Origin of the sequence: Pontibacter toksunensis (genome assembly GCF_042686245.1) — a bacterium.
Taxonomy (GTDB): domain Bacteria; phylum Bacteroidota; class Bacteroidia; order Cytophagales; family Hymenobacteraceae; genus Pontibacter; species Pontibacter toksunensis.
Map to the genome: position 1 here is coordinate 157,218 of NZ_JBHUOX010000014.1, position 14,417 is coordinate 171,634.

Sequence of the window (14,417 nt, forward strand, 5' to 3'; positions counted from 1 at the left end):
TTAGCAGGACTGCAAATCATGTGCGGTTTTAGATTTCCAGCCACTGCGCTACATATGGCGGGAAATCTCCTAGATTATTCTTCTAAAATTCTTTCCGAAATATTTCCTAAACTGCTGTAATGTTTTCCCACCCCGGTCGTCTCTGTTATTGAATGGACTTACAAGAGTTTAAAAGCAAGGTGCTTCCTGCAAAGCAAAAGCTGTATCGGCTGGCTGTCTTTCTGCTTCGTGATAAAGAAGAAGCAGAAGATATTTTGCAGGACGTGTTCCTGAAACTCTGGACCAACAAGCACAAGCTGCATGCTTATACCAGTATAGAAGCCTTTGCCATGACCATTACCAAAAACCTGTGCCTGGACAGAATTAAAACGAGCAAGCGAAAGCGCACAGTAGATGCAACAGGGCTGGAACTGAGTTCAGGAGAGGTAACTCCATACGAGCAAACTGAGCTGACCGACAGCGTGAGCAAGGTACAGGGCTTATTGGCAGGGCTACCGGAGCAGCAAAAGCTTGTCCTGCACCTGCGCGATGTGGAAGGCCTTTCTTTCGAAGAGATGGAGCAGATAACAAATTTAACCATCAACAACATTAGGGTGATTCTTTCGAGGGCCCGCAAAAGTGTCCGTGACGGTTTTTTAAAGATGGAAAATTATGAAGTGGGATAATATAGAGACGCTACTGCAAAAGTACTACGATGGCGAAACCACTGTGGCAGAAGAAAAGCACCTGAAGGAGTACTTTAGACAGGAACAACAGCTACCAAAGCATTTGCAGCCGCACGCGGCACAGTTTCAGTACTACGCACATCAGCAGGAAGAGCAACTGGATAAGTTTTTGGCAGACGAGTGGCTTTTTGAGAAAATAGAGGCGCAGCAGACACCTGAACAGGGGAAGCAGCTGTTTTTCCCGGTGATGCAGCAAGCTGCTACTTACTGGCGCGTGGCAGCAAGTATATTACTGATGGCAGGTGCCTTCTGGGCGGGAACATCCTATATGAAGAGCTCCTCCACCGAACAGCAGACGCCGGAAATAGCGGCCCTGCGACAGGAAGTACAGGAGATGAAGCAGGTACTCGCAGCCGGTGCCACAGCAGGTTATTCAGCCAGTGACCGCATTAAAGTAGTGAGCCAGGAGTTTGGCGCAGCACCGGAAGACGATGAAGTGATTAACCTGCTCATCACCACCATGAACAGCGACCCGAACGTGAATGTGCGCCTGGCGGCCAGCGAGGCCCTCTACCGGTACAAAGACAATGCGCAGGTGCGCAATGCCTTCATCAGGTCATTGCCCATGCAGACGGACCCGCTGATGCAGATTACGCTGATAGACATGCTGGTGAATCTTAAAGAGAAGAAAGCGCTGGAGCAACTCCAGAAGCTGGCAGAAAAAGAAAACGTCTTACCAATTGTAAAAAACAAAGCCGAAGAAGGAATCGGCATCCTTATATAAATCAATTCTGACATTTAGTATAAAGTAAAACATGAAAAAGATAATGTTACTGGCATCGGCATGTCTGATGCTCACCAGCAAAACCATGTGCGCACCTACAGTATTCGCACAGTATAGCAGTGCAGAAAACAATCCTGAACTTCTAGCCATGTGGAATAGCGATGACACAGGTCAGGAAGCAGCAGAACAGGACAAGCCACTTATGCATCGGGTGAAACTGGCAAACAGCAAGGACAGCCGTGTCATTATTAGCGTGTACAACAGTGGTGTCGAGGTAGTAGGGCATAACGGCGATGAGGTTATCATAGAAGCAGAGGGTGGTGTTGTGGCTCCACCAGCACGTGCCAAAGGCCTTAAGCCACTCTATAACTCGGTAGAAGACAACACCGGCTTAGGCCTGGCTGTAACAAAAGACAACAACACACTAAGAATCAGTAAAGCCTCCCGCCAGAATGGAAACTATGTTATCAGGATTCCTAAGAATGCTGCGGTCATGTATGAAGAGACAAACTGGACCGGCGACAATCTGGAGCTGTCAGATATGAACGGTGAAATAGAGCTAAAACTGAATAACTCCACCGCCAGGTTGACGAACGTTTCCGGCCCGGTTATAGCCAACACAACGGCTGGCGATATTATAGTGAAGTTCTCCAGCCTTAACCAGGGTAAACCCAGCGCCATCTCCTCCGTGGCCGGCGCAGTAGATGTCACTTTACCTCCTAATACCAAAGCTAATCTCAAGCTCAAGTCTATTCAGGGAGAAATCTATTCTGACTTCGACATGAACTTAGGGAAAAACACCAAAAGCGGGCTGCCAAGAGTAGCCGGAGGCGACACCATAGAAGGTACCACAAACGGTGGTGGAGTAGAAATGAGCTTGTATACCATCAGCGGTGACATGTTTATCCGCAAGAGTAAATAATCAGAAACAGATAAAGAGACCTGAACTATGAAAAAAGTATTCATCTTAAGCTTGCTGTGGTTTGCATTTGCCACCAGCTTGCTGGCACAATCTAAAACGGTAGAGAAAACACTGGCTGTGCCAGCCAACAAAAAAGTCGACCTGAAACTTACCTTTGGCAGCAACATCAAGATTTCCGCCTGGGATAAAAATGAGGCTTCCATCAAAGTTACCTATGAGATAAACAGCGGAAAGTTGAATGATGCACTGCTTCTTAATTTTACGGCTGATGACAAAAGCGCGCGCGCCGAAGTAGACCTGGACAAAGCACTACTAAAGAACGGTAAAGCCGAAGATTGCCCGGGAAACAAAAACGGGTATAGCATGCAAAGCGATGGAGAGCGCACCTATACATGCGCCGATATCAACTATGAAATTTTTGTACCCCGTGATGCCGACTTATCTGTGGAGACCATCAATGGCAATATAGAATTAAGAGGTCTGACAGGTCCTGTTCAGGCTAAATCCATCAGCGGCTTTGTTGACATGAACTGGGCCGAAAAAAAAGGAGCGACCATCTCCCTGGAAACCATAACCGGTGAAGTATACTCTGACCTGGGTATTGCATTCCCGGACGGCAAACAAGATGCACCCATGGTTGGCTACAAGCTCAAAGGCAAAGTAAATGGCGGCGGCTCTTTAATCAACTTAGAGAGCATCAGCAACGACATTTACCTCCGTAAGCAGGAGTAATTCATGAAGAGACCTCGCAGCGTGCGCAGCTCCTGCGAGCGTCTGAGTATGCAAGACAGTGGGAGTCTGCAAGATGCTAATAGGTAATAAAACAAACAGCGCCACCTCAGTTGAGGTGGCGCTGCCATTATGTACTTCAGAAAGGCTCTGTTAAATATGTAGCGCACGGTTTTCAGTCGCTGCTAAACAGGCTTCTTTCATGGCTTCAGCATAGGTGGGGTGTGCGTGGCTCATACGGGCCACATCCTCAGCGGATGCACGGAATTCCATGGCCGTCACCGCTTCAGCGATAAGGTCGGCTATACGCGGACCAATCATATGCACACCTATGATTTCGTCCGTTTCCTTATCTGCCAACACTTTTACGAAACCGTCTGTATCGCCGGAGGCTTTTGCACGGCCGGAGGCTTTGAATGGAAAAGAACCTGACTTATAGGCACGCCCCTGCTCCTTCAACTGTTCTTCGGTAAAGCCGACACCTGCCACTTCCGGCCAGGTATATACCACACCTGGGATCAGGTTATAGTTAATGTGCGGCTTCTGACCTACGATTTGCTCTGCCACCAGCACGCCTTCTTCCTCGGCTTTGTGTGCCAGCATAGCACCACGCACCACATCACCGATAGCGTATATACCCGGCACATTTGTTTCGAGGTGGTCGTTTACGGCAATCATACCGCGGTCACCCATCTGCACACCGGCATTCTCCAGGCCAAGGCCTTCGGTGTATGGCTTACGGCCAACAGATACCAGCACGTAGTCTCCTTCAAATGTTACAGTCTCGCCTTTTGGATTCTCGGCTGTTACCCTTACTGTTTCGCCTTCGTTGGTAGCGCCTGTTACCTTGTGGCTGAAGAAGAACTCAAAGCCCAGTGTCTTTTTCAGCACACGCTGCAGCTCTTTGCCCAGGGAACGGTCCATCGTAGGGATGATTGAGTCCAGATACTCCACCACCTGCACTTTGCTGCCAAGGCGCGCATACACAGAACCCAGTTCGAGGCCAATCACACCACCACCGATAATGATGAGGTTCTTTGGTATTTCAGTCAGTGTTAAAGCTTCTGTAGAAGTAATGACGCGCTTTTTGTCGATTGGCAGGAATGGAAGCGTAGTTGGCTTGGAACCGGTTGCGATGATGGTTTTATCCGTCTCAATTTCCTGCACGTTACCATCTACACCAGTTACTTTGATTGTATTCTTATTCACGAAAGAACCCAGGCCGAAGTAGGTATCGATTTTATTCTTCTTCATAAGGTAAGCAATACCGTCGTTATTCGACTTTACTACCTCGCCCTTGCGCTTTATCATCTGCTGGATATTTACCTGCAGGTTATCCAGTTCAATGCCATGCTCCTGAAAAACATGTGCCGCATTGTGGTAATGCTCAGACGAGTCCAGCAGCGCTTTAGAAGGGATACAACCCACATTCAGGCAAGTACCACCTAACACAGTATATTTCTCTATGATCGCGGTTTTTAGGCCCAGCTGTGCGCAGCGTATCGCCGCTACATACCCACCAGGTCCAGAACCGATAACGGTTACGTCGTATTTCATCTTTTATGTTTTAGGAGAGTTACCTCTCATTTAGTTTTGATTACATGTAGAAAAGTCCCCCTTTGAAGGGGGTAGGGGGATGTTTTGCTTTGGCTTCAGCAAAAATCTACACCCCTATAGTCCCCTCAAGGGGACAGTTCAATCGCAGAGAGATAAAAAGCAAAGGAGGAGCAACTTTTACAGCCTCTCCTCCTCCACCCATTTCATAATTTTACACTCCAAGAAGCAGTCTCATCGGGTCTTCCAGCAGCTCTTTTACGCGCACCAGGAAGGAAACGGACTCACGGCCATCAATGATGCGGTGGTCGTAAGACAGGGCCAGGTACATCATCGGTCTGATCTCCACCTGCCCGTCGATAGCCACAGGGCGCTGCACAATGTTGTGCATACCCAGTATAGCCGACTGCGGTGCGTTGATGATTGGCGTGGACATCATAGATCCGAACACACCACCGTTGGTGATGGTGAAGGTACCACCTGTCATTTCCTCGATAGACAATTTACCGTCGCGTGCTTTCTTAGCCAGTCGAATTACCTCTTTTTCAATGCCATCCAGCGACAGGCTCTCCGCATTGCGGATAACCGGCACTACCAGGCCTTTCGGAGATGAAACCGCGATAGATATGTCACAAAAATCATTAAAGATCATATCGTTGCCGTCAATCTGCGCGTTTACTGCCGGCCACTCCTGCAGGGCAACGGTACAAGCCTTCGTGAAGAATGACATAAAGCCAAGGCCTACTTCGTGCTTCTCCTTAAATTTCTCTTTGTACTTCGTACGGATGTCCATAATTGGCTTCATGTCTACCTCATTGAAGGTAGTGAGCATGGCCGTATCGTTTTTCACCTGTACCAGGCGGCGAGCAACTGTTTTACGAAGCGAGCTCATTTTCTCGCGGCGCTGGTTGCGGTCACCGCTTACAGCCGGAGCCTCCGAAGCAGCAGTTGCTTCCTGCTTAGGAGCAGGGGCTGCCGCTGGCTTTGCAGCAGCTTGCTGTGCACTCTGTGCATCTTCTTTTGTGATGCGGCCATCGCGGCCTGTACCTTGTACATCGGCTGCGTTTATACCTTTTTCAGAAAGGATCTTACCAGCAGCCGGTGAAGGTGTGCCGGAAGCATAAGTTTGGCTTCCGCCATACCCGGATGCAGCTGCCGGAACTGTTGCCTGCTGTGCGGCAGGAGCACCTGGTTGTGACGCTGGTTTTGAAGCGGGAGCTTCAGCACCTGCTATAATGCGGCAAAGCAGACCGCCTATTTCTACAGTATCGCCTTGCTGCGCTACAATCTGCAGGGTTCCGGCAGCCTCCGCTGGCAGCTCGAAAGTTGCCTTGTCTGATTCGAGTTCCGCTATCACCTCGTCCATCTCCACACGATCGCCATCGTTTTTCAGCCAGCTGGCTATGGTTACTTCTGAGATTGACTCGCCCACTGTCGGCACAACCATGTCCACAGTTTCGCCACCACCTTGTGCTACGGCAGGAGCAGATGCCGGTGAGGCAGCAGATGCCTGCGGTGCAGCGGATGCTTCAGCAGCCGGACTGGCAGGAGCAGGAGAACCTGCGCCATCCTCTTCAATGCGGCACAAAAGGGCACCTACCTCAATGGTATCGCCTTCCTGTGCTACAATGCGTAAAATGCCTGCTCCTTCGGCTGGCAGTTCGAATGTGGCTTTGTCAGATTCCAGCTCAGCTATCACCTCGTCCATCTCCACACGGTCACCGTCTTTCTTTAGCCACTGGGCTATCGTTACCTCAGTGATCGACTCACCTACGGCAGGCACTTTAACTTCTAAGCTCATATATTTTTGTTCTATTATGAATTACGAATTATGAATTACGGATGAAACAAGCGTGATGGACTAAAATAGCTACAATTAACTATTCCAGTCCATCACGCTTTATTTCCTACTTATATTGAAAAGGCGCGCTCCACCAGGTTTTGCTGCTCTTTCACGTGCACTTTCAGGTAACCTGTGGCAGGAGAGGCACTTGCTTTACGGGCAACCACATCTTCTACCTGCTTGCGCATCAGGCGCAGGATATAGTTCCAGGCACCCATGTTCTCAGGCTCTTCCTGTACCCAGTAAATTTTAGCGTTCGGGTACTTCGCCAGTTCTGCATCCAGCTGCACTTTAGGGAAAGGCGCCAGCTGCTCCATACGCACGAGGGCCACATCCTTCCGGTTGCTGTTCTGCTGCTCTTCCAGCAGGTCGAAGTATACTTTGCCCCAGCAAAGCAGCACTTTCGTTACAGAAGCGGCATCTGCGTAATCATCGCCTATCACCTCTTTAAAACCACCTGATGTGAAATCCTCCATTGGAGAACTTACGAGCGGATGACGCAGCAGCGACTTAGGCGACATGTTAACAACAGGCTTACGGAAAGGCAGGGCCAGCTGACGGCGCAACATGTGGAAAAGGTTAGCTGGTGTAGTGATGTATGTCACGAAAATATTGTTCTCAGCAGCCAACTGCAGGAAGCGCTCAGGGCGGGCATTAGAGTGCTCCGGTCCTTGTCCTTCGTAGCCGTGCGGCAGCAACATCACCAGGCCATTCATACGCTGCCACTTCGATTCTGTGGAAGTGATGAACTGGTCAATCATTACCTGTGCACCGTTGGCAAAGTCGCCGAACTGCGCTTCCCAGATAACAAGAGCATTAGGGTTGGCCATCGCATACCCAAACTCAAAGCCCAGTACACCATACTCTGACAGCAGCGAGTTGTAAATTTCAAATGCGCCTGTTCCTTCTTCTTCTATGTGGTTGAGGTTGTTGTATGGAGCACTTGTTACGGCATCATGCAACACCGCATGGCGGTGTGAGAATGTACCGCGCTGCACATCCTGACCAGAGAAACGCACAATCTTGCCATCCAGCACAACAGAACCGTAGGCCAGCAATTCACCGGCTGCCCAGTTCAGTTGCCGTGTCTCGAAGAACATCTCCTTGCGCTCTTTTATGAGCTTGTCGATTTGCTTGAGTGGCTTGAATCCCTGCGGCAGAGTGGTAAGGGCCTTTGCTACTTTCTCAATCGCTTCAGCGGAAATACCTGTCTCCGGCGACTGGTTGAAATCCTCTGGAGTAGAACGACGCAGTTCCTGCCAGTCTTTCTCCAGTACCTGGTAGTTGTAAGGCAAAGGCTTCTGCTTCACCATGTCCAGGCGATCCTGCAGCATCTGCCGGAATTCCTTGTCCATGGTATTCGCCAGTTCGGCATCTACTGAGCCATTGCTAATGAGCTCCTTGTTATACTTTTCGCGTGGGTTCGCGTGCTTCGAAATCAGGTTATACAGCTGTGGCTGCGTGAACTTCGGCTCATCAGACTCGTTGTGGCCGTGACGACGGTAGCACACCATGTCGATGAAGATGTCGTTCTGGAACTTCTGACGGTACTCTGTAGCCAGGCGCACCGCAAATACAACAGACTCCGGATCATCGCCATTCACGTGCAGCACAGGCGCATCTATAATTTTGGCTACATCTGTACAATAGATAGAAGAACGGGCGTCTTCAAAGTCAGTGGTGAACCCTACCTGGTTGTTAATAACAAAATGGATAGTACCACCTGTCTGATAGCCGCTCAGCTTTGCCATCTGGGTCACCTCGTACACAATGCCCTGACCAGCTACGGCCGCATCACCATGAATGAGGATAGGCACAATAGAGCGGGAGTCTTTCTCGTACATGCAGTCGATTTTTGCACGTACAAAGCCTTCTACTACCGGGTTCACTGCCTCCAGGTGCGAAGGGTTAGGCGCCAGCTTCAGGTTGATGGTATTTCCTCCTGCTGTATTCACCTCAGAAGAGAAGCCCATGTGGTACTTTACGTCTCCATCGCCCATGGTCAGGTCAGGAACGGCAGTGCCTTCAAACTCAGAAAATATCTGCTCATAGGTTTTGCCCATGATGTTGGCCAGCACGTTCAGGCGGCCACGATGTGCCATACCTATCACCACTTCTTTTGCGCCAAGCTCAGAAGCTTTGTCAATAATGGCATCTAATGCAGGTATGGTTGTTTCGCCACCCTCCAGTGAAAAGCGCTTCTGCCCCAAAAACTTTGTGTGCAGGAAATTTTCAAAAACTACCGCCTCGTTCAGTTTGGAAAGGATGCGCTTCTTATATTCAATCCCTGGGTTAAAGCTCAGGGACTCATTTTCAATCTTGTTCTGAAGCCAAGACAGCACCTCCGGGTCGCGGATGTACATGTACTCATAGCCGATAGGGCCTTCATAGATCTTCTGAACCGCCGCTACGATATCCCGCAGTGTTGCAGGTCCGATGCCGATAATTTCACCTACCTGGAAGACAGTATCGAGGTCTGCTTCCGAAAGACCGAAATCTCTCAGGTCCAGCAGGGCCTTACGGTCTTTGCGCTCCCGCACCGGGTTTGTCTTAGAGCGCAAATGGCCACGGGTGCGATAAGCATAAATAAAGTTACGCACTGCCACCTCTTTCTCTGACTCCTCTTGTGCTACACCTGCCGTAGCAGGGGCGGTAGCTGTAGCAGCGCCATTCTCAGCAGTATGACCGTTCTCTCCGTAGGCAGTTGAAAAATCGTACCCTTCAAAAAACTTGCGCCACCCGAATTCCACTGATTCCGGATCCTGTTGATAAGTTTTGTACAACTCATCAATATAATCGCCGTGCGCATTAGCGATATAGCTATATTTATCCATAAAGTGTTTACTCCCTTTTTGTCGAAGGTAAAGTTAAAAGTATTGCACAAATATCGAATACTGCGTATTCGTTTAAGCGAATAATGTTCTGAATCATACTTCTTATGTATTCTGAAACTTCATATATTCCTTTTTGTTGCACGGGCACAGATGTATTATGTTACAAAGTGTTCGTGTCGTAAGTTAAAGAAAACCAGCACAACCTCCCATATTTTCTACGATGATTATGTAGTCACTCCCGGTATAGTAGAAAAATAGCACGTTACACTTTAATATGGCTTTGAGAACGGTGCCCGAATCAAATTATAGTAACGGCAATCTCCTGCACCAGTTGTTACAATTTCAGCATATGTAGTGACTGCCACAGGCTAAACGCCATCACCAACTTTACAGGCTTCGGTATAATAGCAATGCTGCTACTTCGCTTATCCGGCAAAGCCATACTTCTACAATAAACAGCAGCTTGAAAACGTACAGCCCTTGGATGTCAGGTTCAGCAAAAGCCGCCCGGCTACGATTCCTACGACAGCTCCATAAGCCGCATCTGTTATCGCCTCTAATCTCATCTCCTGCCGCGGCACTATCTATAAGCCCTGCTTGTTATACTGCTGCATAAAGCAGGCAGCAATTGGCAGCAAAACGCAGAAAGAGAAAGTATAAAGTTCCACAGCCTCCTCTTACGGCTCAGGAAAAGGTAAGCCGCTATATGCGCGGCAACAAAAGCAAGAACACGAAGCCTGAGCTTATGCTGCGCAAGGCGCTGTGGCATGGCGGCCTGCGTGGTTACCGTGTGCACTGGCCCAAAGCACCTGGGAAGCCTGACATTTGCTACCCCAGCCGGCGTCTCGCCATTTTCATTCATGGTTGCTTCTGGCACCGCTGCCCCTACTGCCAACTGTCCTTACCTAAAACAAACGTTACGTTCTGGCAGGATAAATTTGAGAAAAATATAACCCGCGATAACCGGTACCAGCAACTGTACCGCGAGGCGGGCTGGCAACGTATTGTAATATGGGAGTGCCAGTTGCAGCAGAATTTAACCTCCAGTGTTATCCTGATTCAGGAACTGCACCGCGGTGTTCCCTCTAGCTGGGAGATTGCGGCATAAGATGCCTGCTTCCTCCTTGATTTGAAAAATTTATTTAACTTGAGGAATACTTTCCTTATTAACATCTATGAAGAAACATTTTCCACTGCTCGGCCTGATGGGGCTGTTAGCACTAGGGTGCAACGAAAGTTCCCGAGAGGTAGGCGACACAGAAGCGGCCCTCACTGCCTCCGCAGACAGCACCAATCTGCAGGCTGCCCTGCAAACCATTACGGCTGCCAACGTCTTAGAACATACCAGGGTGCTCGCTTCCGATGCGTTCGAGGGCCGGGGCCCCGGCACTGCCGGCGAAGACTCCACCGTTAACTACCTGACACGCAAGTTTAAGGAAATTGGATTGCAGCCTGGCAATCCAGACGGCACCTATGTGCAGAATGTGCCGATGGTTGGCTTCACAGCGGTGCCAAAGGCGTCTTTCCAAGCGGGTGGTAAAACGATTCCGCTCAACTTCCCATCTGACTATGTGGCTGTATCCCGCCGCTTTGTACCCAGCATCGACATCAACAATTCAGAGGTTGTGTTTGTAGGCTATGGTATAGTAGCACCTGAGTATGGCTGGGATGACTTTAAAGGGCTGGACGTAAAAGGCAAAACCATTGTGATGCTCATTAACGACCCTCCTATACCAAGCGGCGCAAATGCAGGTGAACTGGACACGACTATGTTCGGAGGCAAGGCCATGACCTACTATGGACGCTGGACCTATAAGTATGAGATAGCGGCAGAGAAAGGTGCCGCCGCAGCCATTATTATCCATGAAACAGGGCCTGCCGGATATCCATATGAGGTGGTATCAGGCAGTTGGAGCCGTGAGAACTTTGACATCCAGAAGCCGAACAAAAACATGGACCGCGCCGCCGTTGAAGGCTGGATAACACAAGCCAAAGCGCAGCAGCTTTTTTCGGCAGCAGGCAAAGACCTGAGCCAGCTAAAGCAGGCAGCCCTGCAGAAGGACTTTAAGCCGGTGCCCCTGGATGCCACCGCCAGTTTCAGCATACAGAACAAGCTGCGCGAAATTCAGTCAAAGAACGTAATTGCAAAACTGGAAGGCTCTGACCCGAAGTTAAAAGATGAATACGTGGTGTACTCTGCCCACTGGGACCACCTCGGTAAAGACGAGACACTGCAGGGCGACCAGATTTACAATGGTGCTTTAGACAATGCCACTGGCACTGCCGGCCTGATAGAACTGGCAGAGGCTTACGCTGCCATGCCAACAAAGCCGAAGCGCTCTATCCTGTTCCTGGCTGTTACGGCCGAAGAGAAAGGCTTGCTTGGCTCTAAGTACTATGCTGAGAACCCGCTCTACCCGCTAAACAAGACTGTAGCCAATATTAACATGGATGTACTGAATGCTTATGGCCCTACGGAAGATGTAGTGGTGATTGGCTATGGCAACTCCACACTGGAAGATGTGTTAGCAGAGGAAGCCGCTACGCAGGACCGCCGTATTGTACCGGAAGCCTCACCAGAGAAAGGTTCTTTCTACCGCTCAGACCATTTTGAGTTTGCGAAGCAGGGTGTTCCTGCGCTGTACTCAAAATCAGGAGTAGTGGCCCGTAACCAGCCACCTGATTATGTGCAGAAATGGAACGACAACTACACCGCCAACGACTACCACAAACTATCGGATGAAGTGCGCGATGACTGGAACCTAGATGGTGCAGTAGAAGACCTGCAGCTCTTCCTGCGCGTTGGCTATAAAGTGGCTAACACGGAGAAGTTCCCCGAGTGGAAGCCGGGAACTGAGTTCAAAGCTAAGCGGGAAGCTTCTCTTTCAGCAGCAGCCCCGGACAGCACAGTAGCCTTGTAGTAAATTTAATTAAAACAGAACGCCACCTGTACATGCTTTGTACAGGTGGCGTTCTGTTTTAATTTTCAACCTTATTGCGCTTATCTGTAGCGTAAATTTGTTAAGAAGATGGACTAGCTCATTTAAGTAAACAGCAACTAGTATGAATTTTCCAATAGGAGATTTAAGAATAGAAATTCAGATGGTTCACACCTATTTTCCTTTATTCTGAATCCTGATTCATTAGCCACTATTATATCACTCTTTACTTAGGATTTAAAACCACTAACTCCAAAAAAGCCAATTTATATATTCTCCAGAGGTTACCTTTTTTCACTTTGCGTATAAAGGAGTACAAAACCAAATATACTTTTATTATGAAAAAGACTTGGAAATTAGCTTTTGCCGCCTTTGCAATGTTCGCATTTACGGCATGCTCATCTGAAGATACAACCACTGAATCAGAGAACCTTGAAACTACTGAGGAGGTTGAAACAGATATGGAAACCGAAATGGAAACTGAAGACACTACTGTGTTGGAAGATACAACTGTTAATGATGGCGTAGTTGACGATATCCAGGAGGAGCAGCCGCCAATTGAATAGTTAGAAATAAGTATAATTACAAAAGGTCTCTGCTCTTAAGGCAGGGACCTTTTTTTGTGCCGCCTGTTCTTTATAAATAGTATTTTCACACTTTAAAAAAGAAACAGAAGAGTCATATATGCGGCAAACTTTTTAACTTTAGGAATGGAAAACAAAACGCTGACGCACGATGACGTAAACATAAAGCTGATAGAGACAGATGAGAAACTGCATTCTGCAGTTCAGGATTTGCATCAATATAAAGTGCTTGCGCTGGACCTTGAGTTCGATCAAAACCGCTTCACGTATGGTTTCAACCTTTGCTTGGTGCAAATATCTGATGGAAACGGCACCTGCTACATCATAGACCCTTTCACCATAAACAACCTCCAACCACTCTTCGACCTGTTAGAGGATGAGCAGTACACAAAGATTATTCACCATGCCAACAATGATATCCTGCTGCTTGACAAATTAGGCTGCAGTATCCGGGGTGTGATGGACACTGACGTTGCCGCAAAAATCCTCAACTATGAACGTTCTTCTCTGGCAACTGTGATGAAAGAAGAGTTTGATCAGGAGGTAGATAAATCACAGCAATCGAGTAACTGGAACACACGACCGCTTAAAGAAGCTCAACTGATATATGCTGCCATCGATGTGATATACCTGCACCAGGTAAAAGAAAGGCTGGTACAGGAAATAGAAGAAAAAGGCCGCATGCATTGGCTGAAGGAGGAAAACTTATTACTGGAGTCTCTCATTTATTCAGAGCCTGAGAATCCGCACATGAAGCTCCGGAACGCCTACAGGCTTAACAATTACCAGCAGTTTATCTTGAAGGAGTTATTTGCTTTTCGGGATGAAATGGGAAAGCAACTGAATAAACCATCTTCCTATGTTATCTCTAACGAAGGATTAGTAGAGTTAGCAAGTAACCCCAACACGGATATTCATGAATGGGTGAACCATACCAAGGGAATACATGGTGCCCTTAAAAGATCTCGCAACGAAAAGCTGCTACAGGAGGCCTTAGAGGAAGCTAAAAGGAAAGCCAAGGCAGAAAATATCAGCCACGATTATTCTCAAAATCGTTGGCAGCGCCCTCCGCGCACGCCGGAAACAGAGAAGCGAAAAGAGGATCTGACGACAGTGCAGAAGCATATCATGTCAAAGTATGGCGAGTTTACCTCCAGGCTTATTATTAACCAAAGCCTTATCACCGACTATAGCATAACCGGCCAGTTGCGCTGCACAAAACAATATGCCACCGACATTATTCTCAATGCGGCCTCCGAATTAGATATTCACTTGCCCGAACCTGTGTTCAAGAACGTTGAACAGTAATAGCATGTATGATAAATAACAGAGAGGCCCCAGCAGTAACTACTGCTGGGGCCTCTCTGTTTGTTCCTGTTTCTATGGAAAGGCAGGCGCCCTTACTGCTGGTGCAGGTTCTGCCACCCACCGCTTTCGGTGCTGAGGCAGGCACTCTTTTACTGCCGCTGCTCCACATTGCGTAGGTCCTTAAAGCAAGAGCGCCCCCTGCCGTTTGGGACAGGGGGCGCCTTGTTGTTGGGGTTGGCGGCCACCTACTCTCCC

12 protein-coding genes are annotated in these 14,417 nt (G+C 48.6%); 9 read left to right on the forward strand and 3 right to left on the reverse strand.

What is annotated here, in order from left to right; genetic code table 11:
* Positions 1-152 precede the first annotated feature (152 nt).
* Genes ACFS7Z_RS17985 through ACFS7Z_RS18000 form a run of 4 tightly spaced genes read left to right on the forward strand, consistent with a single transcriptional unit; the run spans position 153 to position 3,103 of the window.
* Positions 153-665 carry an RNA polymerase sigma factor gene (locus ACFS7Z_RS17985; protein ID WP_377487516.1) on the forward strand — a complete coding sequence of 171 codons (513 nt, stop codon included), beginning with the start codon at positions 153-155 and terminating at the stop codon, positions 663-665.
* Complete coding sequence (locus ACFS7Z_RS17990) at positions 652-1,449, forward strand: HEAT repeat domain-containing protein (protein ID WP_377487518.1); 798 nt, start codon at positions 652-654, stop codon at positions 1,447-1,449. Before ACFS7Z_RS17985 ends, ACFS7Z_RS17990 begins: the two co-directional genes overlap by 14 nt.
* A 31-nt stretch (positions 1,450-1,480) precedes the next feature.
* Entirely contained in the window at positions 1,481-2,371 is an 891-nt protein-coding gene (locus ACFS7Z_RS17995; RefSeq protein WP_377487520.1) for a DUF4097 family beta strand repeat-containing protein, read from the forward strand.
* 27 nt (positions 2,372-2,398) lie between these two features.
* On the forward strand, positions 2,399-3,103 hold the full coding sequence (locus ACFS7Z_RS18000) for a hypothetical protein (RefSeq protein WP_377487522.1): 705 nt from the start codon (positions 2,399-2,401) through the stop codon (positions 3,101-3,103).
* Positions 3,104-3,253: 150 nt separating this feature from the next.
* Here ACFS7Z_RS18000 and lpdA read toward each other — a convergent pair whose 3' ends face one another.
* The 3 genes from lpdA to ACFS7Z_RS18015 form a co-directional block, all read right to left on the reverse strand.
* Positions 3,254-4,657, reverse strand: coding sequence for a dihydrolipoyl dehydrogenase (gene lpdA, locus ACFS7Z_RS18005; protein ID WP_377487524.1), 1,404 nt, complete (start codon positions 4,655-4,657; stop codon positions 3,254-3,256).
* Positions 4,658-4,868: 211 nt separating this feature from the next.
* On the reverse strand, positions 4,869-6,455 hold the full coding sequence (odhB, locus tag ACFS7Z_RS18010; RefSeq protein ID WP_377487526.1) for a 2-oxoglutarate dehydrogenase complex dihydrolipoyllysine-residue succinyltransferase: 1,587 nt from the start codon (positions 6,453-6,455) through the stop codon (positions 4,869-4,871).
* A 110-nt stretch (positions 6,456-6,565) separates the two neighbouring features.
* Complete coding sequence (locus ACFS7Z_RS18015; protein WP_377487528.1) at positions 6,566-9,331, reverse strand: 2-oxoglutarate dehydrogenase E1 component; 2,766 nt, start codon at positions 9,329-9,331, stop codon at positions 6,566-6,568.
* Between the two features lie 628 nt (positions 9,332-9,959).
* On the opposite strand from ACFS7Z_RS18015, the gene ACFS7Z_RS18020 reads away from it, so the two are divergent.
* From ACFS7Z_RS18020 to ACFS7Z_RS18040, 5 genes are all read left to right on the forward strand, one after another.
* Entirely contained in the window at positions 9,960-10,439 is a 480-nt protein-coding gene (locus ACFS7Z_RS18020) for a very short patch repair endonuclease (RefSeq protein ID WP_377487530.1), read from the forward strand.
* A 67-nt stretch (positions 10,440-10,506) separates the two neighbouring features.
* Positions 10,507-12,252, forward strand: coding sequence for a M28 family metallopeptidase (locus ACFS7Z_RS18025; protein WP_377487532.1), 1,746 nt, complete (start codon positions 10,507-10,509; stop codon positions 12,250-12,252).
* 356 nt (positions 12,253-12,608) lie between these two features.
* Positions 12,609-12,836: a hypothetical protein gene (locus tag ACFS7Z_RS18030; RefSeq protein WP_377487534.1), complete on the forward strand. Its 228-nt coding sequence runs from the start codon at positions 12,609-12,611 to the stop codon at positions 12,834-12,836.
* A 144-nt stretch (positions 12,837-12,980) separates the two neighbouring features.
* Positions 12,981-14,162 carry a ribonuclease D gene (locus ACFS7Z_RS18035; protein WP_377487536.1) on the forward strand — a complete coding sequence of 394 codons (1,182 nt, stop codon included), beginning with the start codon at positions 12,981-12,983 and terminating at the stop codon, positions 14,160-14,162.
* 8 nt (positions 14,163-14,170) lie between these two features.
* On the forward strand, positions 14,171-14,338 hold the full coding sequence (locus tag ACFS7Z_RS18040; protein ID WP_377487538.1) for a hypothetical protein: 168 nt from the start codon (positions 14,171-14,173) through the stop codon (positions 14,336-14,338).
* Positions 14,339-14,417 lie beyond the last annotated feature (79 nt).